Consider the following 20,013-nt stretch of genomic DNA (forward strand, 5'->3'; position numbering starts at 1 on the left):
CGTTTGTGACATATAGGTTTGAGGCATACGAGAGAGTTTTAGGTAAATCAAATGTAATCGATCTTGAATAACAAGGCATCGGATTAAAGAGTATTCATGAGTCCATAGATACTTATCCAGCATTGCCGTTTAATATGACTGGAATTACTTTTGTTTTACCCTGTTTGATGATTGCTAACATTAATTTAAATTCTTTGGCATAAGGAGGGCAATTGGCTAAAAGCTCGTTCCCTTTGTGGCTACCTAACAGGACAATATAATCTACAGTCTGGTTCTCTAAAGTTTACAATTTGATGTATGGGCTCGTAAAATAGATTGGGAAGGCAGAGTTGACGCTGAACGTATTTGCACTTTACCTTCCAAGTACGTCTCTATGTCATCAGCAATAGTCGTTATATTTGCGACATCGGGTTTATAAAAATTATGAAAAATGTAAGCTGTTTTCATTTATTGTCTGGTTGCAAGAACTTAGGTGAGAAATTATATCTTGTTCAATTAAACTTGGGTACTGGTTTTTTAAAACACCTCATTGGCTTCGTGAGTACGTCGGGGCCGTTTTATGACAACTTAGTTCCCTTGTTCTTGAACTAGTTAGGTACTATTGGGCGCTCTTGCACCTGCTCGATAAGTTTAAATTAATACCTCAAATGTGGTCTGAAAACTGCCCCGACGTACACATCAGGCCCTTTTGTCATGGGTCACGATTACTAGCCCACCCTCTGGCCACTCAAAGTAGCCCACTTAGGGTAAATTTTTTTAACTCACTTGTCATCTACTAAATTAAATTTCGGTATAAATTTTTTCCTGTATGACTCCCCATCAAGAACAATTCGATAAGCTTTATTTACGATACGATCTAATGCTGCGTTTGCCATAACCGGATCATAAAATAGCTCCATCCATCCTTCTATTTTACGGTTAGTAGTTATAATTAGCATAGAGTTTACATGGATAGCTGCTATTAAATCATACAGATCAGTGGACTGTTCTGGCGATAATGCTTTCAGCCCGAAGTCATCTAAAATAAGCACATCGTATCGTGAGTAACGTTTAAAAAGCGCAGTCCATGTTTCATCCGCTCTTGCTTGGTGGAACTGATTTAACAGTTCATTCGCTCTTATAAAGCAGACTTTTTTATGTCGTTGACATGCCATTAGACCCAGGGCTTGAGCCAGGTGAGTCTTTCCGGTGCCAACAGGTCCCATGATGATGACATGGTTTTTTTCTTTGATAAACTTCCCTGTCATCAGGGTGCGGATGGCTTGTGTGACTTGTGTTGAATATCGAGCCAGTTCAAAATTTTCAAAACACTGAGGCTCCTCAAATCGAGCTTGCCTTACACGCCCAGCAAGCAATTTTTGTTGACGAGCCTCATCCTCATCCTGAAACAACATTGAGAGCAACTCTTCATAAGAGAGGGACGCTGCGCGAGCCTGTTCTACTCTTGCTAGCAGTGTGTCTGGGATCCCTGTCAAACGTAGTTTTTTTGCAAGCTCTAACATATTGATATCACTCATAATGAGCCTCCATCGTTGAGCTGTAATCACTTGCTGCGCGAATATAGGCAAAGTTCTCATGATTGGCCGAGCGCTTAGTGGAGAATGTTCTCGTGTCTTTTTTATCCAGGCCTTCCGTGAGGATTTTTTTCAATGATTGATGAGTATAATTATCAAATAAAATCGCGCGTAAACATGCATTTTCAAGGCGCTCATTACCGTATTCCTCAACCAAGCGGATGATAGCCTGGGCTTTTCTTAAGCTCGTTCTAGAGCCTTCAGCCAGTACCTTTGTGACCATTTCCTCCGTTGCCTGACCAATTGCTTTGGCCGCTTCAATACAAACGCCAGCAGTATTTTCTAAGTAATACTTTGCAGAATTATGGTAGTCATTGGGATCCGTTTCCCACTGTCCACGCCCGTAGTTACGAATATGGGTCTTAATCAAAGCATGATTCACATAGGCCTGAACGGTCTTCAAGCCAACTCTAATTTTAACCTTTGTCCCGATATGTATCGTTGGCACAGAATAAAAATTACCAGCAACAACAAAATGATGGTCACGATGAACTTGAGCATCCATCCAAATGGGCATATCAAAAGCGCCTGCTGGCAGTGGGTTTAATAAATTAAATTCTTCATTTTTAAATACGTCAATTGGCTTTTCACCAGTGGTACTGCAGATGACGTGCGATACCTTATTAGCGCACCAATCACGTGCAAAGGCGTTCATCGAGGCCAAATCATCATAGGTTATCCCCGCGATAACCTGTTCTTTTACCAATTGAACACTACGCTCAACCTTCCCCTTGTGCTCGGGCGTTCGAGCCTTCGCCGGATCGGCTATAAAGTCATAAAAGCGAGATAACTCTGCATAGGTTTCATTGACCGTTGGATCATAAATATGTGCTTTAATAATTCCCGATTTCAAATTGTCTAAAAGAATGCAGTTGGGCACGCCTCCAAAAAAATGAAAGGCATTGATATGGCTTTGCGCCCATGATTGCTGATTTTGAGAATGTACAAACTCAACATATCGATACCGACTATGTGATAACGTCATAATAAAAGCGTATGTTTTTTTATTATTGATAAACCCAACAAACGCATAGTCAACTTGTGCTTCATGCCCAGGCTTTGTTAACAAATGTACCGTAGCCTTAGGCAACGAGGGGAAATGACGTTCAATATAACGACTAAGACTTCTTCGACTGCTAACAAGACCATTATCGCTTAAAATTCGGTGTATCTGCATATGGGTAATCCACTTCTCAGTGAGGAGTGATGCTATTTTTTCGTGATGCGCCTCAAGTTCTTTTTCTGATTTATTGGGTCTGTTGTTGGCTGTAGTATTAACGATTTTATTATGTATCTGCAAAGCGATAACTTCGAGCTCATCATTGGAAATATCCTCCTGATAACCCAAATCCTTGGCCATTGAAACGTACTTGCGTATGCTCATTCGTGAAACGCTTAGAGACTTTTCAATATTGCGTTGAGTCATCCCTTTTTTGTGCTGATATAGCACCTCTCTAATTTCTGCCATTGTTTTAATCCTCATCTCATAACAAATCCGTTAGTTATTGGTAATGACCAAACTAACACTGTTTATTTGCTACTCAAAGTGGGACTCAGAGATGGCCATGGAGTGGGCCATTAATCGTGGCCAAACCCGACCTTTAGTGGGCTAGTAATCGTGGCCCATGACACCTTTAGTAGATTTTTTAAAAAATGGACAATTATAGTGTGGCTGAATAGTTAAACTTAGCATTTAAAAACTTAAGATCGTTATTTTTTATCTCTTCGCAACCACGATTCAAGATAGCCTCGATCAATACTTTGAGAAATAACAGCGCCGTATTTCTCCACTTTGGGTTTAAGTAATTGACTTGCTTCATGCAACTGGTCTACTTTTAACCAATCGGCGATCTAGATTCCGTGAGCAATTTTTGTCTCTGATTCAAGGTGCTCAACAAGTGCTTTATAGCTTGGATAAATATAATGAAACAAATCCATTTTACCAGAGCTAAAGAATCTATCCTGTCCTATTTTTCCCTTATCTAAAATGACCTGCACTTCCCTATCTATCTGAACATCTGTCTCTAGCCATCCAGAAGCATCATGCACTAATACTGGCAGCGCAGAAGCCACTGAAGACAAACAATGATTTAATTGACGAGTGTACACTCTTAATTGAAATTTTAAGGGATCAGCCACACAGGTTTGAGCATTATATCCTAATGAATGCAATCTATTCGTTGCTCCGGGTTGAACTCCTGGAGTTGCAATGTCTTTAAAATCATTAAAAGAGAAAACCTGAGGCACCCCCTTCAAATAATTGAATACTACGGTCCCCTCATTACTTTCAACCACTCTGTTTTTTCCTGATGGCTGGATATCAGAAAAACCCATTGCCTCCAATACAGCAAGGATTTCTCTATAAAGCTCCCCCTTCCCTCTTATCAAATCGATAGTAAATTCACCGTCCATAAATTCTATCTCACCAGCAATAAAGGACAAATCAGTACTCGAATCAACATGGGTCAGGCTTACATTACTTTTTTTATCTGCAATGATTAACGCTACACATCCGATTAGACCCACTGTAGCAGGGAAACCATGTTGTGATGCAGTTTTTCTAACGGTTTCATTTTGACCTGCAATTAACATCGTTCTTGGTTTGCGTTCAAAGGCTTTACTATCTTGCATTTTAATTACTCAAAAATTTTGTATCCTGTCAGAATCGCCGGGTAAGTGTCTGCCACTGAGTCCGGATTAATCCGAGCCGCGCGCGTCAGCAAGCGGAATTCTTTAAAAATATTCAAAATACCTATTGACACGGTTTTTCTGTAAAACTGATGTTTTTCCATATCAAACGTAAGTCATGCAATATGCATGCCCTAAGATCCCCAAGATCACAATGTAGCCCCTTTCACTAATAAAACATCTCCCTCCTGAGGTCAGATTTTTTCTTAGCCCTTAGTGGCGTTAAAACTCGAAAAATGCGTTCAAAAAAAGTCATGTTATGATTGCCGTATCAGCATTAGTAACGCAGTGGTAGATGATGAAACGCCAAGAAATCAAACAAGTTTTAGATGAGTTAACAAAAGATATCGATAGTCTTGCCGACAAAAAGGCCGTGACTATCATTAAGGTATTGGTTAATTTGGTCGAAATGCTTGCCGAAGAAAATGCTTTGCTCAGAGAGGAAAACCAAGTATTACGTGATGAGATAAACCGCCTTAAGGGTGAACAGGGCAAACCTAATATTCGCGGTCAATCCAAAGGTAGCAATGGCGATAATACAGGCAATTCCAATCATTCATCTGAAGGAGATCGCAATAAACGTGGTAAAGGGAACAATAAAAACACAGGCAAAGACAAAAAAAACGTACGTATTGATAGACGTGTTACGATTGCTCTGGACAAAGCAACGCTGCCAGATGACGCCAAGTTCAAGGGTTTTGAGATTCGAATCATCCAGGATCTAAAAATCATCACGGATAATGTTGAATTCAAGCTGGAAACGTATTACTCACCATCTTTGAAAAAAACCTTTATTGCGCCGATTCCTGGCGAATATAAGGGCAGTGAATTTGGTCCTGGGGTTAAAGCGCTGGTCATCACATTATACCGTGATGCAGGGATGACGGAGAGCGCCATTGAGCGCTTTTTAAAAACATGTGGTATTCAAATATCACATGGTAAAATTGCTTCCATGCTGACAGAAGGCAATGATATTTTTCATCAGGAAAAAGAAGATATTGTCGATGCCGGTAGCAACGCAGGCTTGTACCAGCAGATGGATGACACAGGCAGTCGTGTTAACGGCAAAAATCACTACACCCATGTTTTATGTAATGACTTTTTTACAGCATACTTCACTCGTCGTAAAAAAGATCGCTTGACCTTATTGGAGTTGCTGTGTCGAGACCAATTAAAGTTTATGTTTAATCAGGAGGCTTATGAGTTAATGGATGAGTTTGGTCTCGCAAAAAAATGGTTGGATCAAATTAAACCAATGCTGCATGCACAACCCCTCACACGTGAATCAATCGATAGTTTGATGGGAACACTTTTTCCAAATCCAAAAAAACACAGCACGAATCGACGCATAATTCTTGAGTCAGCAGCTCTTGCCTATTATCAGCACTCGAAATACTTCATCCATTATTTAATGACAGATGATGCGCCTCAGTTTAATAAATTGGCCCTACATCATGCGCTGTGCTGGATCCATGAAGGTCGTCATTATAAAAAACTCACTCCATTCTCAGATATGAATCAGAATATATTGGCTGTATTTCTTGAGCAATTATGGGATTTCTACCATGCATTATTGACTTACAAGACGGCTCCATCTCAATCAATGGCCCAACAACTATCAATGCAATTTGATACTTTGTTCGCAACCACGACAGGCTATGATGTTTTAGATCAACGCATTGCAAAGACACGTGCTAAAAAACAAGCGTTATTATTGGTGTTAGACCATCCATTTCTGCCATTGCACAACAATGCCTCTGAATTAGGGACACGGTTTCAAGCAAGGATACGCGACATCAATCTCCAAACGGTCTCCCAAAATGGCACCAAATCAAAGGATACGTTTGCCACGATTGTACAGACGGCCAGAAAACTGAAAGTTAACGTTTATCAGTATATTTACGATAGGGTGACTAAAAAATTTGAAATGCCATCATTGGCTGAATTAATCTTACTTAAAGTGCGGCAGGTTCCATGCACCACATAAGCATCTCGAGATAATTCCGCTTGCTGACGCGCGCGGCTCGGATTAGTCCGGGCTCAGTGGCAGACACTTACCCGGCGATTCTGACAGGATACATTAACATTTTTTGAAAAACTGAGAGATGGTCATGATTACTTTGATGAAGTAGTAGGAGCCACGGCTCTTCCTGCTATGGGACTGGTAATCTCTCTAGCCACGCTTGGCATGGCCCTGTGGGAAGGCATTCAGGCTCTGGTTATTCATACTGGTTTAGCCAGAGGCAATGCTAAAGAACATCAAACAGAGGCACAAAAAGACTTGATGTTGTCAGGCCTGGCCTTTATGGGAGCAATAGCAAGTTTCTTAAGGTCTGCAGTGAGTGTAATAACCAGACCAATTGTCACGGCTCTACGAGGTTATGAAGAGCAAAATAAAGATCGTTTCATTACTGGAAATAATGTTATCGATAGATTAGCAAGCCTATAATTTGGCGTAATGCTTCCATGTGTAATACGAGTTGAATCTAATACTACTCCCGTATTACACAGCGCTATTTCTGACGTCCTTCCAGGAATAATAATACAAAAATTGCCGTCCTGTCAGCATTATTAGCCAATGTTTTGAGGCCATTGGGCACACATGTATTAAAAGAAAGTATAAACTCCCCTATTTTTTTGCATTTAAAAAAAATCGTTCCTATCAGTTTTACCATAGCTATTGGCTAAGTAAGGTAATTTTGATTTATTTACTACTCCTTTGCTGATAGGCTTTTCTTAATAATTCACAGACTTCACTATCGCTTGTTTGTGTGAAATTCTTATACCATAAACCCACTGCATGGAAATTTACAGGGGTTAAGGGACACACGATTTTATCAACGAGTTTAGATAAGTCATTATAGGTATCCTTGGCAGCAACTGGCACTGCTACAATAATTTGTGCTGGTTTTTTCTGGCGTAAGGCCAAAATTGCAGCGTGCATCGTTGAACCGGTGGCTATACCATCATCAACAAGTAATATAGTCTTATCTCTTAGAACTGGAGCCTTTTTATTAACATGATATAGGGACTCGCGGCGAGCTAATTCTTTATTTTCGTAATTTATCACTTGATCTACAGAAGATTTAAGTAATTTGAAAGAATCAATAAGCTCTTGATTAAGTAGAATAAGTCCTCCTGAAGCAAGGGCACCCATAGCCAGCTCCTTGTGTCCTGGAACTCCTAGCTTCCGCACAATAAACACATCCAGCGGGATAGAAAGCAAACGTGCAATCTCATAAGCAACTGGGACTCCACCCCGAGGCAAAGCCAAAACGATAGCATCTTTTTTATCTGAATAGCTCTTAAGATGGGTTGCAAGGATTTTTCCTGCACGTTGTCTATCGATGTATTTATCCATCTGTTTCTATCCTGTATATCCCTTGTTATAAGTATATGCTTGATTAAGAATTTTTATGGAACAAAAGGTTATCGTTTAATGGACTTGCTCTGAAACAAGGAGCAGCACTAGATTTTTAAAAATAAATGGTCAACTGCTCTTAAATAAGATTAATTTTTTAACACCCCTTCTTATTGTGTTGTTTATTTTCCCCGAACCATCAGAACCGGAATGGAAGCCCTGCGAATAACTCCTTCTGCCACACTACCTAACATAAAATGCTGAAAACCTCGACGACCATGAGTACCTATAACAAGTAAATCTGCAGGCCAATCTTTTGCTGCTTCGACAAGTTTAGCTGAAATCCGCTCTTCTGATTTTATCTCGATCAACTGACTGTCACAATCCATATGTTCCATACGTGCCATAGTTTCCATTGCATCCAATAATTTTTGAGCTCCTTGCCTGAGTGACAACTCGATTTGCTCATAATCAACGCCAGCCACAAGATAGCCGGAATAAAATTCATTTACTACATGCACAAGTCGTAATTTGGCTTGATGTTCCTTGCTAAGACTAATCGCCTCATGTAAAGCCTGTTTTGCTACATCACTCTCGTCAACTGCAACTATAATATGTTGATACATCATCTTTCCTTGGATAATTGGCCAGCTACTTATAAATTATACTCTACTCTGTGGCGAGTGGGGTTTGTAACTATCGAATATACAAAAAATTAATCATAAAAAATGTTGAAGCAGAATAACTATGAGATTTGATGGATTGTTTGCTGGGAATCAATTGAGGAGATGTTATAGATGACATCTAAAAGCATATGCAAAAGAAAATTTAACAATTGACTGCTTTCAGAGCATCCTGTAAAATTTATGGCTTCAAATAACGTATCCTGTCAGAATCGCCGGGTAAGTGTCTGCCACTGAGTCCGGATTAATCCGAGCCGCGCGCGTCAGCAAGCGGAATTCTTTAAAAATATTCAAAATACCTATTGACACGGTTTTTCTGTAAAACTGATGTTTTTCCATATCAAACGTAAGTCATGCAATATGCATGCCCTAAGATCCCCAAGATCACAATGTAGCCCCTTTCACTAATAAAACATCTCCCTCCTGAGGTCAGATTTTTTCTTAGCCCTTAGTGGCGTTAAAACTCGAAAAATGCGTTCAAAAAAAGTCATGTTATGATTGCCGTATCAGCATTAGTAACGCAGTGGTAGATGATGAAACGCCAAGAAATCAAACAAGTTTTAGATGAGTTAACAAAAGATATCGATAGTCTTGCCGACAAAAAGGCCGTGACTATCATTAAGGTATTGGTTAATTTGGTCGAAATGCTTGCCGAAGAAAATGCTTTGCTCAGAGAGGAAAACCAAGTATTACGTGATGAGATAAACCGCCTTAAGGGTGAACAGGGCAAACCTAATATTCGCGGTCAATCCAAAGGTAGCAATGGCGATAATACAGGCAATTCCAATCATTCATCTGAAGGAGATCGCAATAAACGTGGTAAAGGGAACAATAAAAACACAGGCAAAGACAAAAAAAACGTACGTATTGATAGACGTGTTACGATTGCTCTGGACAAAGCAACGCTGCCAGATGACGCCAAGTTCAAGGGTTTTGAGATTCGAATCATCCAGGATCTAAAAATCATCACGGATAATGTTGAATTCAAGCTGGAAACGTATTACTCACCATCTTTGAAAAAAACCTTTATTGCGCCGATTCCTGGCGAATATAAGGGCAGTGAATTTGGTCCTGGGGTTAAAGCGCTGGTCATCACATTATACCGTGATGCAGGGATGACGGAGAGCGCCATTGAGCGCTTTTTAAAAACATGTGGTATTCAAATATCACATGGTAAAATTGCTTCCATGCTGACAGAAGGCAATGATATTTTTCATCAGGAAAAAGAAGATATTGTCGATGCCGGTAGCAACGCAGGCTTGTACCAGCAGATGGATGACACAGGCAGTCGTGTTAACGGCAAAAATCACTACACCCATGTTTTATGTAATGACTTTTTTACAGCATACTTCACTCGTCGTAAAAAAGATCGCTTGACCTTATTGGAGTTGCTGTGTCGAGACCAATTAAAGTTTATGTTTAATCAGGAGGCTTATGAGTTAATGGATGAGTTTGGTCTCGCAAAAAAATGGTTGGATCAAATTAAACCAATGCTGCATGCACAACCCCTCACACGTGAATCAATCGATAGTTTGATGGGAACACTTTTTCCAAATCCAAAAAAACACAGCACGAATCGACGCATAATTCTTGAGTCAGCAGCTCTTGCCTATTATCAGCACTCGAAATACTTCATCCATTATTTAATGACAGATGATGCGCCTCAGTTTAATAAATTGGCCCTACATCATGCGCTGTGCTGGATCCATGAAGGTCGTCATTATAAAAAACTCACTCCATTCTCAGATATGAATCAGAATATATTGGCTGTATTTCTTGAGCAATTATGGGATTTCTACCATGCATTATTGACTTACAAGACGGCTCCATCTCAATCAATGGCCCAACAACTATCAATGCAATTTGATACTTTGTTCGCAACCACGACAGGCTATGATGTTTTAGATCAACGCATTGCAAAGACACGTGCTAAAAAACAAGCGTTATTATTGGTGTTAGACCATCCATTTCTGCCATTGCACAACAATGCCTCTGAATTAGGGACACGGTTTCAAGCAAGGATACGCGACATCAATCTCCAAACGGTCTCCCAAAATGGCACCAAATCAAAGGATACGTTTGCCACGATTGTACAGACGGCCAGAAAACTGAAAGTTAACGTTTATCAGTATATTTACGATAGGGTGACTAAAAAATTTGAAATGCCATCATTGGCTGAATTAATCTTACTTAAAGTGCGGCAGGTTCCATGCACCACATAAGCATCTCGAGATAATTCCGCTTGCTGACGCGCGCGGCTCGGATTAGTCCGGGCTCAGTGGCAGACACTTACCCGGCGATTCTGACAGGATACGAATTTACCGCATTTTGTAAAACAAATAAGGATAAAAACTGTGATACATTACTGTTTACCGGTGGTCATGGTGAATCTAATAATCCACCATTTTTTAATAACTTAAGAAAGGCGCAAATCGATAAAATTATCAAAGTTGCTAAAGATAACAATGTCACCTTTGATCACATTGTTGCAGACTGTTGCTGTGCGCCGTATGGTTTGAATCAATTAAAAGGATTGCTTGCAGATGGGGGAGAACTCATTGGGGATAGAACAACAAGCACTTCCCATTGGAATCATACACATATTATGATGAATATTGATTCTGCTACCAGTGGCAAAAAACTGATGCTCGATGCAATGAAATATAGCTTGATTTCATACAATGCGCCATTAGTAGTGATACGCGACAAAAATGAATATACAGAACTTGGTACATCGATAGATGAGGTTTATAAGACAAAAGCGGAGCAATATAGAAATTTTTTTGGAGGCCGCTTAGTATCAAAAGCTGAAATTGATGGCCTATTTCCTGAAGATGCTCTCTTAATTAATAATGATATGAAAAGCAGTGCAAAAATATTTACATTTACAGAGTTTGATGACCGCCAGGAGATGATTAAATCCCGTGATTCTCGCTTAGCTGCAAAGGCAGAAGAAACCCCGATAGTTGAACAAGTAGCCCCAGTAGTTGAAGCAGGGCTTGAAATAGAAAAACCAGAAGAAACGTTTGATCTTGTTTCGATGGAGGTATCGGATATAGCAACGATATCCGTACTTGATAAAAAAATATTTCCAGATGAAGAGCCACTTGGAGATGATAGATTGCGGAGTGTATGCCAAAAGGGAGTTTCATCGGTCATCAAAAGCCACACCACAGATGAAATTGTGGGTTATGTATTTGTTAATGTGTCTTCCTCAAAGCTATGGATTGATAATATTGGTGTATCACTGGACTATACTCGAAGAGGCCTTGGAAGCCGGTTGTTAAATGCCGTTTTAGAACGAGCCGATAAAGAAAACAAAGACATTGGCTTACAAGTTAGGTCCACAAACCAAGGGGCTATAGCTTTATACAAAAAACTGGGTTTTAACATTCAATCAAGTGATGCTACATGGGCACAAATGGCACGTGCGCCACAGCCTGTTGTAGACCCTGTAGTAAATCCAGAGCCTGGTGTAGACGAAAATATTGACCCCGAGACTCTTCGCGCGCAAGTTAATGCAGCAAAAAAGGCTATAGACCAAGAGGCACCAAAACCAACAGAAGGTTTTGTCGGGCGATTAGTTAGCGGAATTAAGGCTGTGTTGAATAGTATTATTAACTTTGTTGATCAAGTAGCAAGAGCTGTTGGTATAAAGTTTTAAATGCAGCTGTGCTATATTTTTTACAAGTAGTATGTTCAAAGTCGCGCCCTGCATTACAAATTATTATCATTTGTAATACAGGGCGTGTTGGTATTGAATAAGTGTTTTCGTTTCTGATATAGAGTATGGTTATTTTCCTAAAGTAATTCTGTACTTTTTATGTTAAAATTAAAACATATTGAATAATTTGTTGAACATAAATAAAGGGTAGCAATCATATGGAGACTTCCAAAGTAAAAGCACTACTGAAAAAGGCAATGGAAAATGATAATGGAGAATTATTAGCTGAAAAATTAAAAGAGCATTCGGTCGATAAAACCACTATCCAGGCGTTATTTTTTCAATCCGTGCTAGGTGGTAAAAACAAATGCCTAAAAGTGCTATTGGGAAATGGGGTTAATGTAAATGCGATACTTCCTATGGGGGAAAACGTATTAACGTGGGCCATCTGCAATGGAAATTTAACCATATGCAACCTATTAATTGAAAATAATATTAACGTGAATCAAAAAACAGCCCTTGCAAAGGAAACCCCTTTAATGGCGGCAGCACGAAAAGAAGACCATGCAATAATAAAGGCTTTATTTTGTGCTGGAGCTCAGCTATCGGATGTAAATAAAAGAGGACAAACCGCGCAAGATATTGCTACTGAAATGAACAAAGTTGACACTGCGTCCTTATTAGAGAACCTAGCTTCAGAACCTAGCTTCAGACCCTAGCCTAAGCAACGGGCCTACGGCCTTACTATAATTAGCTCTGTCTCGAAAATTTCTGTATTTGCCAGGTCGATTTATATTGGACGAAATTATGCAGCGATAGCATAAAACTGTTCAAAAACGATCTGGTTTTCAGCTTGTATATGTTGGCCTTTTCGTAGCATATGATGCATTTCGATACCGGCAAGAGTTGATTGTAAACAATTAAATTCTTTAAAACCTTTAAAAAGTTTTGTTATTTTCTTCACAAACAGATTGCTTTACTCAACAATATTGTTGAGGTACTTGATTTTTCGAGCCATGATTTGAATAGGAAACCCGCCCAGCATAAAATGTGGTTCATCACATTACAACCTAATCTTTAACCAGTTATATCGAATTCACGTTACCTAGGATCACCTCATAAGTACGCCCAAAATCAGTTCGCCATTATACTAACACAAAATCAGAAAGAGCCGATCAACTCCTCTATATGAAGCTTCAAACGCTCTATGCTTTTTTCTGGAAAATTGTACAAAATGTCCCACCCTAAACTGTACTCCGCGCCTTTGAGTCGCTCAGGATCTTGCATTAGCGCATCTAATGCATTGAGGTGTGTATGCGCCTTTACCAATAGTTCTCTTTGAGAGCTCATCCACTTTTTCGGCTCTTCTTCCAATTCTTTTGGTATATTTAATTCAAAAAGAATTTCTGTAATTTTTGAGCGGGTGTAGGAAATGATAAAAGCAAGATATTGATAAAAAATGTGATGAGAGTTCCCTGCGGACTTCAGAGCCAAATGCTGTTCCAATGTATAGATTTTCCCAGCCAATCTTTTTATGGACAAAGCAGCTTCCATCTGTTTTGTCTTTTCATTGCCATTTATTATTTCTTTATAAATATCATCATACTTACACAATTCATTGTAGGCTTTTATCAGTGTGTACTCAGTGATGAAAAGGTTATCTTCTGTATTTCCAAACCGGGATTCATTGTACTTCAAGAATCGCACAAAAGCGAAAATATTATCATTTGGGTCAAAATCATTATCACAGACAATGGTAAAGTATTGCAATAGTTGTGCTCCAAATACAATAGCATGGACTTTGTCCGCGTACCATTGTGCATCAAGGAGCCCTTCAAACCTTTTCTTGGCTATTTTATAGGCGATCGGGCCACCGCTACGAATAATATTAGCTTTTTGTATTCGCTGGCTTAATTCCAGTATTAATACATGAAGTTGTCCAAAATACACGGGTGTCATTTCTTTTTCGATACGTTTCAGGCTGTACTCCGATAAACGAAGCAATATCAGTTTCTTGATGATTTCAGGTGCAATGTTGCTCGTGTTCTTTTCATTATAAAAACGCGGGGGCAGTGACATAATCCCTCCTTAGAAATATATTAGAGGCTATCCGGAAAGTCATGTGGTTTTTAAATGAAGTTATCTGCTAAGAGACCATCCGAACTTTAGAACGCCGTGAAGTTATATACTGATAACTTCAATTAAATTATAGCACTCAGGAAGGTTCTAATGTTAGGAACCTTCCCACCCACTAAGTTGGCAATTTATCATCACCAGCTTAGTATTCAAATGGACATTTTTTGAAATTGATGGGAGATGATCCTGTGCGTAGCGCTTTACAATCTAATCCCCGCTCGGTAATTGATAACCTATTTTTTTTAACTTCAGAACCGTGATTTTATTGTTAAATTAACATACCACTACGTACAGGCTGGCGTGTAAGTCGCTAAATCGTATTCAAGCAGCAATAGGCAGCTGAAATAAACCGCGACACATTTTTTTCCAATGGTAATTTTTAATATCAATTTCTTTAGCTTTGTCATTATTAGCAATTTGGTTGGGGGTATCGCCATATATTCCCATATGGGCGCATCAATTCACCTCTACTTTAGGATTTTACTCTCTTAATAAGGTGTCCAACAGATCAGGGAAAGATCATTAGAAGAAGTATATAATTATTTAGAGGCGTATCCTGATTCGGGTAATTTGCTTGCAGGCACAGGAGGTGTAAGGAAATTAAGATGGCAAACAGGGAAAGGTGGAAAGGGAAAAAGTGGTGGGTTGCGTATTTTATATCATTACTCTAACGATATATTGGTATTATTAATTATATTATATGCTAAAAATATAAAAGAAAATATTTCGAATAGAGAGAAAAATCAACTAAGTAAATTGCTACCGTAACTGGTTAAAAAATATAGTGAGGATATTAGTGATAAATAAAGAACCAACACTGGGTGAAACGTTGATATCTGCTGATAGTTTCCGCGTTGACTAGAACCGCCTATTGAAAACAGCAGGGTAGTATTGCAACAAAGCTTGGGCAAGTTAAAATCATTTAGATTTTCGTGAGTATTGGATAATGAAAAGAATTATAGTAGTAGGTGCTGGTTTTGCTGGCCTTTGGGCAGCGCTTGGAGCGGCTAAAAAACGTCAAGAATTATCTCAAGATAATGCGCTTGAAATCGTCGTCATCAATAAAACGTTGTATCATGATATTCGCGTTCGTAATTATGAGGACGATTTAGAAGTTACGCGAATCCCGTTAAAAAAATTGTTAGACCCAGTGAATGTGAAAATCATTATTGGTGAAGCCCAACAAATGAATCAAGATAAGCAAACAGTAATAGTTGCTGATGAATCAGAGGAGGGGAATTTAGAATATGTCTACGATCGACTCGTTTTAGCAGCAGGGAGTCAACTATACTATCCTAACAGCAGTTCCCGTAACCTACTCAACAGTGCGCCAGTACTGCATCCCAACTATTTTATTTCGTAAACTTTTTTGCTATTTTATCTTTAATTTAAAACTGAATGATAGAATGTCCAAAGATGTTACCAATAAGAAAATTTTTGTCTGCAGTTGGGTTGATCACTGTAGTTCGTAAAGAGTTTCAGAAAATCAAATCTCCCCGTGATGCTGCGCCAGGGAAAAATGTTATTTCGTTGACGGATTGTTTGATGTCTGCCTTTGCGATGTTTAATCTCAAGTACCCTTCATTACTCCAATTTGATAGGAGTCACCGACTGGATCCCCAAGTTCAACATAATTTAGGAACTCTTTATGGCATTGAACAGATCCCTAGTGATACGTACATGCGCGAGCGATTGGATGAAGGAGCCCCATCTACTCTGCGTAAAGTCTATAAGCGGTTATTTGCCTTTCTTCAAAGAGGGAAATCCCTGGAATCTTATCGTTACCTAAACGGTCGTTATTTACTGGCTGGGGATGGAACTGGATTTTTTGCATCCAATGTAATTCATTGCGACCAATGTTGTATTAAGCATGATCACAAATTATCTGTAGTTTTAACCACAAAGCAATCTATTACCGACCTATCTCTGAAAGCACGTAGTTATATTTTAGCTAATCCACTACGAACATATTTTGCATTATGGTATATAGATGACCACAAAAAAATTACTTTGATTCCAATTAAAGATATCGATAGTTTGCCTACATTGCTGCATGATAAAAAAATGTATAAGGAATTATCAAAAGAAGTTAAGGCGGAAATAGAGCTGGCCATCAAATCCTATCATTATGCTCGATTTCCTGACGAGAAGGTCTCGTATTACCACAATATGTATTGCGCAGCCATAGTTCACCCGGATAAAAAAGTGGTTATTCCATTTGTACCAGAACTTATCATGAAAGAAGATGGCGATACTAAAAACGACTGTGAACGCAACGCTTCCAAACGGTTATATAGGGATTTGAAACGAGAACACCCACACTTAAAAGTCATTGTCGTTGAAGACAGCTTGGCTTCAAATTACCCTCACCTCAATGAGCTTAAAAACCTGGATATGCAGTTCATAACGGGTGCTAAAGAAGGGGATCACAAAGCACTATTTAAATGGCTCAACGAACATGAGTGTATTACTTATGAGCACAAAACAGAAGACGGGGTGACGCACAGTTACCGTTATATTAATGGCGCACCACTCAATACAAGCCATTATGATTTTAAAGTAAATTTCATGGAGTACTGGGAAACAAATAAAAAGGGTGGCAAGCAACATTTTAGCTGGGTCACTGACATAACGATTACCAATAACAATGCTTATGACATTATGCGAGGAGGACGTGCGAACTGGAAAATAGAAAATCCCATATTTAATACACTCAAAAACCTAAACTACCACTTTGGTCATAATTTTGGACATGGATATAAAAATCTCTCGACCATGCTAGCCTTATTGATGATGCTCGCTTTCTTTGTTGATCAGGTTCAGGAGCTTTGTTGTAATATGTTCCAAAAAGCACTAAAAATGCGCCAATCAAAAATTGGTCTCTGGGATAAAATGAAACGCCTATTCAGTGAATATTTTGTTGATAATTGGAATGATTTATTTAACGCAATTATTCATGGGCAGGAGAAAATCAAACTTAATCCCATTAATACCTCATAGCATCTTATTTTTGAACACGGCTATTGTTTTGGTTTTAAATGAGTTTTTGAGTTTTGATAACGATTAGTGCTTGTTTTGCAATCAGATGATTTGTGAATTGCTTGTTGCTGCCCATGAGGAATAGATAGGGAATATTCTATTACCTATCGGTGGGGAGAAACTGGTAGCGGGAACCGCTGCTATCCTAACATTCCTGGACTTGAACAATACAGTTTTAATATCGACACTTATCCTGCCGCCAAAAAACTGGAATCCCATTTAAAACAATTACCTCAATCCAATAACCATAATGGTCGTTATACTGTTGTTGTTGTGGGTGGCGGGTTCACCGGATTAGAATTAGTTTCGGAATTACCCAATAGATTAAGAAATATTATTGATGAATCAAATCATTCTAAGGTAAAAGTGATACTCATCGATCATAGCGAAATAGCCAGTACATTAGGTCAATCACCTCAGCCAACCATATTAAAAGCGCTAAACGAAATGGGTATCGAGTTGATGCCAAACACGAGCATAACAGCACTAAAAAAGGACGGCATCTTATTGGAATCAAGCGAATTCATTCCAACACAAACCGTGATTTGGACTGTCGGCATGCGAGCCAATCCTTTAGCTGGTTTGTTTTCAGATACTAAAGATAAGTTAGGACGAATTATTGTCGATAAATACCTTCGCATGCTACAAACACCGCATTGCTTTGCCGCCGGTGATGTGGCTTGTGCCAATGTCGATATCCAACACACATCAGTCATGTCATGCCAACACGGACGTCCTCAAGGCAGGATAGTAGGCCATAATGCTGTCGCTGATCTATATGGTTTTCCCATGATCGCTTACCATCAGGAAGCCTATGTGACTTGTTTAGATTTAGGCCCTTGGGGCGCTTTATATATGCAAGGATGGGAAAGAAAAATTACACAGACTGGGCAGGACGCTAAAGAGATAAAGCAATACATTAATCACGATAGAATTTATCCACCTCTAACTGAATGTACCAATGATTTATTGAGTGCAGCTGAGCCAACTATTCAAGGTACGCCAAATGAGTGCTTTGCTGAAAAAAAGGTTTTGTCGCAAAAATAATTAAAAGCGTAAGACGGATTTATTTTAGACACACCTATGCCGCTAGGCCATAGAACTGTTCAAAAATCGTTTGGTTCGCTGACTGTTTATGCTGCCCTTTACGCAGCATGTGGTGGAGCTCAATTCCAGTAAGTGTCGCTTCGGCGGAGTGGAATGCTTTGAACCCTTTCATGGGTTTGGTGATTTTTTTGATAAATCGATGGTCTTGCTCAACCATGTTATTGAGGTATTTTATCTGACGAACCGCGAGCTGCATGAATACGCCGCTCAACATAAATAAGAGCGATAAATGTAGATTAATAGTATTGATGCCTGCTTTGTTTGCGCCGTTTTTATCCATGGTTAGTTTCTCTGGAATGCCGTTTGAACCGATGGCTTTAACAAAAAAGGCTCTAGCGGCTGGCTCATCACGCTTTTTTGAAAACATAAAATCAACGGTATGAGCTACTTTATCTACAGCTCGATACAGATACATCCACTGCCCCAGCGATACACAGTAGAGTGGTCAACTTTTAAGCCTCTTTCCAGAGCTAATTCTTCAATATCACGGTAACTTAACGAGTAGGCAAGGTACCACCGAACCAACATCAAGATAATGTTTTGTATCCTGTCAGAATCGCCGGGTAAGTGTCTGCCACTGAGCCCGGACTAATCCGAGCCGCGCGCGTCAGCAAGCGGAATTATCTCGAGATGCTTATGTGGTGCATGGAACCTGCCGCACTTTAAGTAAGATTAATTCAGCCAATGATGGCATTTCAAATTTTTTAGTCACCCTATCGTAAATATACTGATAAACGTTAACTTTCAGTTTTCTGGCCGTCTGTACAATCGTGGCAAACGTATCCTTTGATTTGGTGCCATTTTGGGAGACCGTTTGGAGATTGATGTCGCGTATCCTTGCTTGAAACCGTGTCCCTAATTCAGAGGCATTGTTGTGCAATGGCAGAAATGGATGGTCTAACACCAATAATAACGCTTGTTTTTTAGCACGTGTCTTTGCAATGCGTTGATCTAAAACATCATAGCCTGTCGTGGTTGCGAACAAAGTATCAAATTGCATTGATAGTTGTTGGGCCATTGATTGAGATGGAGCCGTCTTGTAAGTCAATAATGCATGGTAGAAATCCCATAATTGCTCAAGAAATACAGCCAATATATTCTGATTCATATCTGAGAATGGAGTGAGTTTTTTATAATGACGACCTTCATGGATCCAGCACAGCGCATGATGTAGGGCCAATTTATTAAACTGAGGCGCATCATCTGTCATTAAATAATGGATGAAGTATTTCGAGTGCTGATAATAGGCAAGAGCTGCTGACTCAAGAATTATGCGTCGATTCGTGCTGTGTTTTTTTGGATTTGGAAAAAGTGTTCCCATCAAACTATCGATTGATTCACGTGTGAGGGGTTGTGCATGCAGCATTGGTTTAATTTGATCCAACCATTTTTTTGCGAGACCAAACTCATCCATTAACTCATAAGCCTCCTGATTAAACATAAACTTTAATTGGTCTCGACACAGCAACTCCAATAAGGTCAAGCGATCTTTTTTACGACGAGTGAAGTATGCTGTAAAAAAGTCATTACATAAAACATGGGTGTAGTGATTTTTGCCGTTAACACGACTGCCTGTGTCATCCATCTGCTGGTACAAGCCTGCGTTGCTACCGGCATCGACAATATCTTCTTTTTCCTGATGAAAAATATCATTGCCTTCTGTCAGCATGGAAGCAATTTTACCATGTGATATTTGAATACCACATGTTTTTAAAAAGCGCTCAATGGCGCTCTCCGTCATCCCTGCATCACGGTATAATG

At 39.3% G+C, this 20,013-nt stretch carries 17 protein-coding genes and 1 pseudogene; 9 read left to right on the top strand and 9 right to left on the bottom strand.

The annotated features are described in order from the left end of the window. Window positions 1-761: 761 nt before the first annotated feature. From istB to HRS36_RS05080, 3 genes are all read right to left on the bottom strand, one after another. The gene (gene istB / locus HRS36_RS05070; RefSeq protein ID WP_173235440.1) at window positions 762-1,517 is read right to left on the bottom strand and encodes an IS21-like element helper ATPase IstB; all 756 of its coding nucleotides are present in this window, start codon (window positions 1,515-1,517) and stop codon (window positions 762-764) included. Further along, window positions 1,510-3,057 carry an IS21 family transposase gene (istA, locus tag HRS36_RS05075; RefSeq protein ID WP_173235442.1) on the bottom strand — a complete coding sequence of 516 codons (1,548 nt, stop codon included), beginning with the start codon at window positions 3,055-3,057 and terminating at the stop codon, window positions 1,510-1,512. The genes istB and istA overlap by 8 nt, the downstream gene beginning before the upstream one ends. A 368-nt stretch (window positions 3,058-3,425) precedes the next feature. Next, complete coding sequence (locus HRS36_RS05080) at window positions 3,426-4,205, bottom strand: hypothetical protein (protein WP_173236477.1); 780 nt, start codon at window positions 4,203-4,205, stop codon at window positions 3,426-3,428. Between the two features lie 352 nt (window positions 4,206-4,557). Between HRS36_RS05080 and HRS36_RS05085 the strand changes: the two genes are divergently transcribed. Next, entirely contained in the window at window positions 4,558-6,249 is a 1,692-nt protein-coding gene (locus HRS36_RS05085) for an IS66 family transposase (RefSeq protein WP_173235423.1), read from the top strand. A gap of 168 nt (window positions 6,250-6,417) precedes the next feature. Then, complete coding sequence (locus HRS36_RS05090) at window positions 6,418-6,711, top strand: hypothetical protein (RefSeq protein WP_226905580.1); 294 nt, start codon at window positions 6,418-6,420, stop codon at window positions 6,709-6,711. A 255-nt stretch (window positions 6,712-6,966) separates the two neighbouring features. Here HRS36_RS05090 and HRS36_RS05095 read toward each other — a convergent pair whose 3' ends face one another. Then, on the bottom strand, window positions 6,967-7,623 hold the full coding sequence (locus HRS36_RS05095; RefSeq protein WP_173236478.1) for a phosphoribosyltransferase: 657 nt from the start codon (window positions 7,621-7,623) through the stop codon (window positions 6,967-6,969). Between the two features lie 182 nt (window positions 7,624-7,805). Beyond that, window positions 7,806-8,249, bottom strand: a complete 444-nt coding sequence (locus HRS36_RS05100; protein WP_173236479.1) for a universal stress protein — start codon at window positions 8,247-8,249, stop codon at window positions 7,806-7,808. 587 nt (window positions 8,250-8,836) lie between these two features. Between HRS36_RS05100 and HRS36_RS05105 the strand changes: the two genes are divergently transcribed. The 3 genes from HRS36_RS05105 to HRS36_RS05115 all read left to right on the top strand — a co-directional run bounded on the left by HRS36_RS05105 (window position 8,837) and on the right by HRS36_RS05115 (window position 12,689). Then, complete coding sequence (locus HRS36_RS05105) at window positions 8,837-10,528, top strand: IS66 family transposase (RefSeq protein ID WP_173235423.1); 1,692 nt, start codon at window positions 8,837-8,839, stop codon at window positions 10,526-10,528. Between the two features lie 56 nt (window positions 10,529-10,584). Then, window positions 10,585-11,970 (top strand): GNAT family N-acetyltransferase, encoded by a 1,386-nt coding sequence (locus HRS36_RS05110; RefSeq protein ID WP_173236480.1) that lies wholly within the window; start codon window positions 10,585-10,587, stop codon window positions 11,968-11,970. A gap of 257 nt (window positions 11,971-12,227) precedes the next feature. Next, on the top strand, window positions 12,228-12,689 hold the full coding sequence (locus HRS36_RS05115) for an ankyrin repeat domain-containing protein (RefSeq protein ID WP_173236481.1): 462 nt from the start codon (window positions 12,228-12,230) through the stop codon (window positions 12,687-12,689). 86 nt (window positions 12,690-12,775) lie between these two features. Here the strand turns inward: HRS36_RS05115 and HRS36_RS05120 are convergent, their stop codons facing one another. Both HRS36_RS05120 and HRS36_RS05125 read right to left on the bottom strand, forming a co-directional pair. Further along, complete coding sequence (locus HRS36_RS05120) at window positions 12,776-12,934, bottom strand: hypothetical protein (protein ID WP_173236482.1); 159 nt, start codon at window positions 12,932-12,934, stop codon at window positions 12,776-12,778. 197 nt (window positions 12,935-13,131) lie between these two features. Beyond that, on the bottom strand, window positions 13,132-14,049 hold the full coding sequence (locus HRS36_RS05125; RefSeq protein ID WP_173236483.1) for a hypothetical protein: 918 nt from the start codon (window positions 14,047-14,049) through the stop codon (window positions 13,132-13,134). A 702-nt stretch (window positions 14,050-14,751) separates the two neighbouring features. On the opposite strand from HRS36_RS05125, the gene HRS36_RS19020 reads away from it, so the two are divergent. From HRS36_RS19020 to HRS36_RS05145, 4 genes are all read left to right on the top strand, one after another. Continuing rightward, window positions 14,752-14,874 (top strand): hypothetical protein, encoded by a 123-nt coding sequence (locus HRS36_RS19020; RefSeq protein WP_420814324.1) that lies wholly within the window; start codon window positions 14,752-14,754, stop codon window positions 14,872-14,874. Window positions 14,875-15,052: 178 nt separating this feature from the next. After that, complete coding sequence (locus HRS36_RS05135; protein ID WP_173236485.1) at window positions 15,053-15,469, top strand: FAD-dependent oxidoreductase; 417 nt, start codon at window positions 15,053-15,055, stop codon at window positions 15,467-15,469. Window positions 15,470-15,522: 53 nt separating this feature from the next. Then, complete coding sequence (locus HRS36_RS05140; RefSeq protein WP_173235428.1) at window positions 15,523-17,106, top strand: hypothetical protein; 1,584 nt, start codon at window positions 15,523-15,525, stop codon at window positions 17,104-17,106. Window positions 17,107-17,325: 219 nt separating this feature from the next. Next, complete coding sequence (locus HRS36_RS05145; RefSeq protein WP_267313957.1) at window positions 17,326-18,192, top strand: FAD-dependent oxidoreductase; 867 nt, start codon at window positions 17,326-17,328, stop codon at window positions 18,190-18,192. A 34-nt stretch (window positions 18,193-18,226) separates the two neighbouring features. On the opposite strand, the pseudogene HRS36_RS05150 reads toward HRS36_RS05145, so the two are convergent. Together HRS36_RS05150 and HRS36_RS05155 are read right to left on the bottom strand one after the other, a co-directional pair. Beyond that, a pseudogene (locus tag HRS36_RS05150) lies at window positions 18,227-18,780 on the bottom strand (IS6 family transposase). Window positions 18,781-18,886: 106 nt separating this feature from the next. After that, on the bottom strand, window positions 18,887-19,993 hold the full coding sequence (locus tag HRS36_RS05155) for an IS66 family transposase (RefSeq protein ID WP_173236486.1): 1,107 nt from the start codon (window positions 19,991-19,993) through the stop codon (window positions 18,887-18,889). Window positions 19,994-20,013 lie beyond the last annotated feature (20 nt).

The sequence above is a fragment of the Legionella antarctica genome (assembly GCF_011764505.1).
GTDB classification, from domain to species: domain Bacteria; phylum Pseudomonadota; class Gammaproteobacteria; order Legionellales; family Legionellaceae; genus Legionella; species Legionella antarctica.

Coding starts and splice junctions, on each gene's coding strand:
- istB (WP_173235440.1), bottom strand. CDS start 1,517: ATGAGTGATATCAATATGTTAGAGCTTGCAAAAAAACTACGTTTGACA.
- istA (WP_173235442.1), bottom strand. CDS start 3,057: ATGAGGATTAAAACAATGGCAGAAATTAGAGAGGTGCTATATCAGCAC.
- HRS36_RS05080 (WP_173236477.1), bottom strand. CDS start 4,205: ATGCAAGATAGTAAAGCCTTTGAACGCAAACCAAGAACGATGTTAATT.
- HRS36_RS05085 (WP_173235423.1), top strand. CDS start 4,558: ATGATGAAACGCCAAGAAATCAAACAAGTTTTAGATGAGTTAACAAAA.
- HRS36_RS05090 (WP_226905580.1), top strand. CDS start 6,418: ATGGGACTGGTAATCTCTCTAGCCACGCTTGGCATGGCCCTGTGGGAA.
- HRS36_RS05095 (WP_173236478.1), bottom strand. CDS start 7,623: ATGGATAAATACATCGATAGACAACGTGCAGGAAAAATCCTTGCAACC.
- HRS36_RS05100 (WP_173236479.1), bottom strand. CDS start 8,249: ATGTATCAACATATTATAGTTGCAGTTGACGAGAGTGATGTAGCAAAA.
- HRS36_RS05105 (WP_173235423.1), top strand. CDS start 8,837: ATGATGAAACGCCAAGAAATCAAACAAGTTTTAGATGAGTTAACAAAA.
- HRS36_RS05115 (WP_173236481.1), top strand. CDS start 12,228: ATGGAAAATGATAATGGAGAATTATTAGCTGAAAAATTAAAAGAGCAT.
- HRS36_RS05125 (WP_173236483.1), bottom strand. CDS start 14,049: ATGTCACTGCCCCCGCGTTTTTATAATGAAAAGAACACGAGCAACATT.
- HRS36_RS05135 (WP_173236485.1), top strand. CDS start 15,053: ATGAAAAGAATTATAGTAGTAGGTGCTGGTTTTGCTGGCCTTTGGGCA.
- HRS36_RS05140 (WP_173235428.1), top strand. CDS start 15,523: ATGTTACCAATAAGAAAATTTTTGTCTGCAGTTGGGTTGATCACTGTA.
- HRS36_RS05155 (WP_173236486.1), bottom strand. CDS start 19,993: ATGACGGAGAGCGCCATTGAGCGCTTTTTAAAAACATGTGGTATTCAA.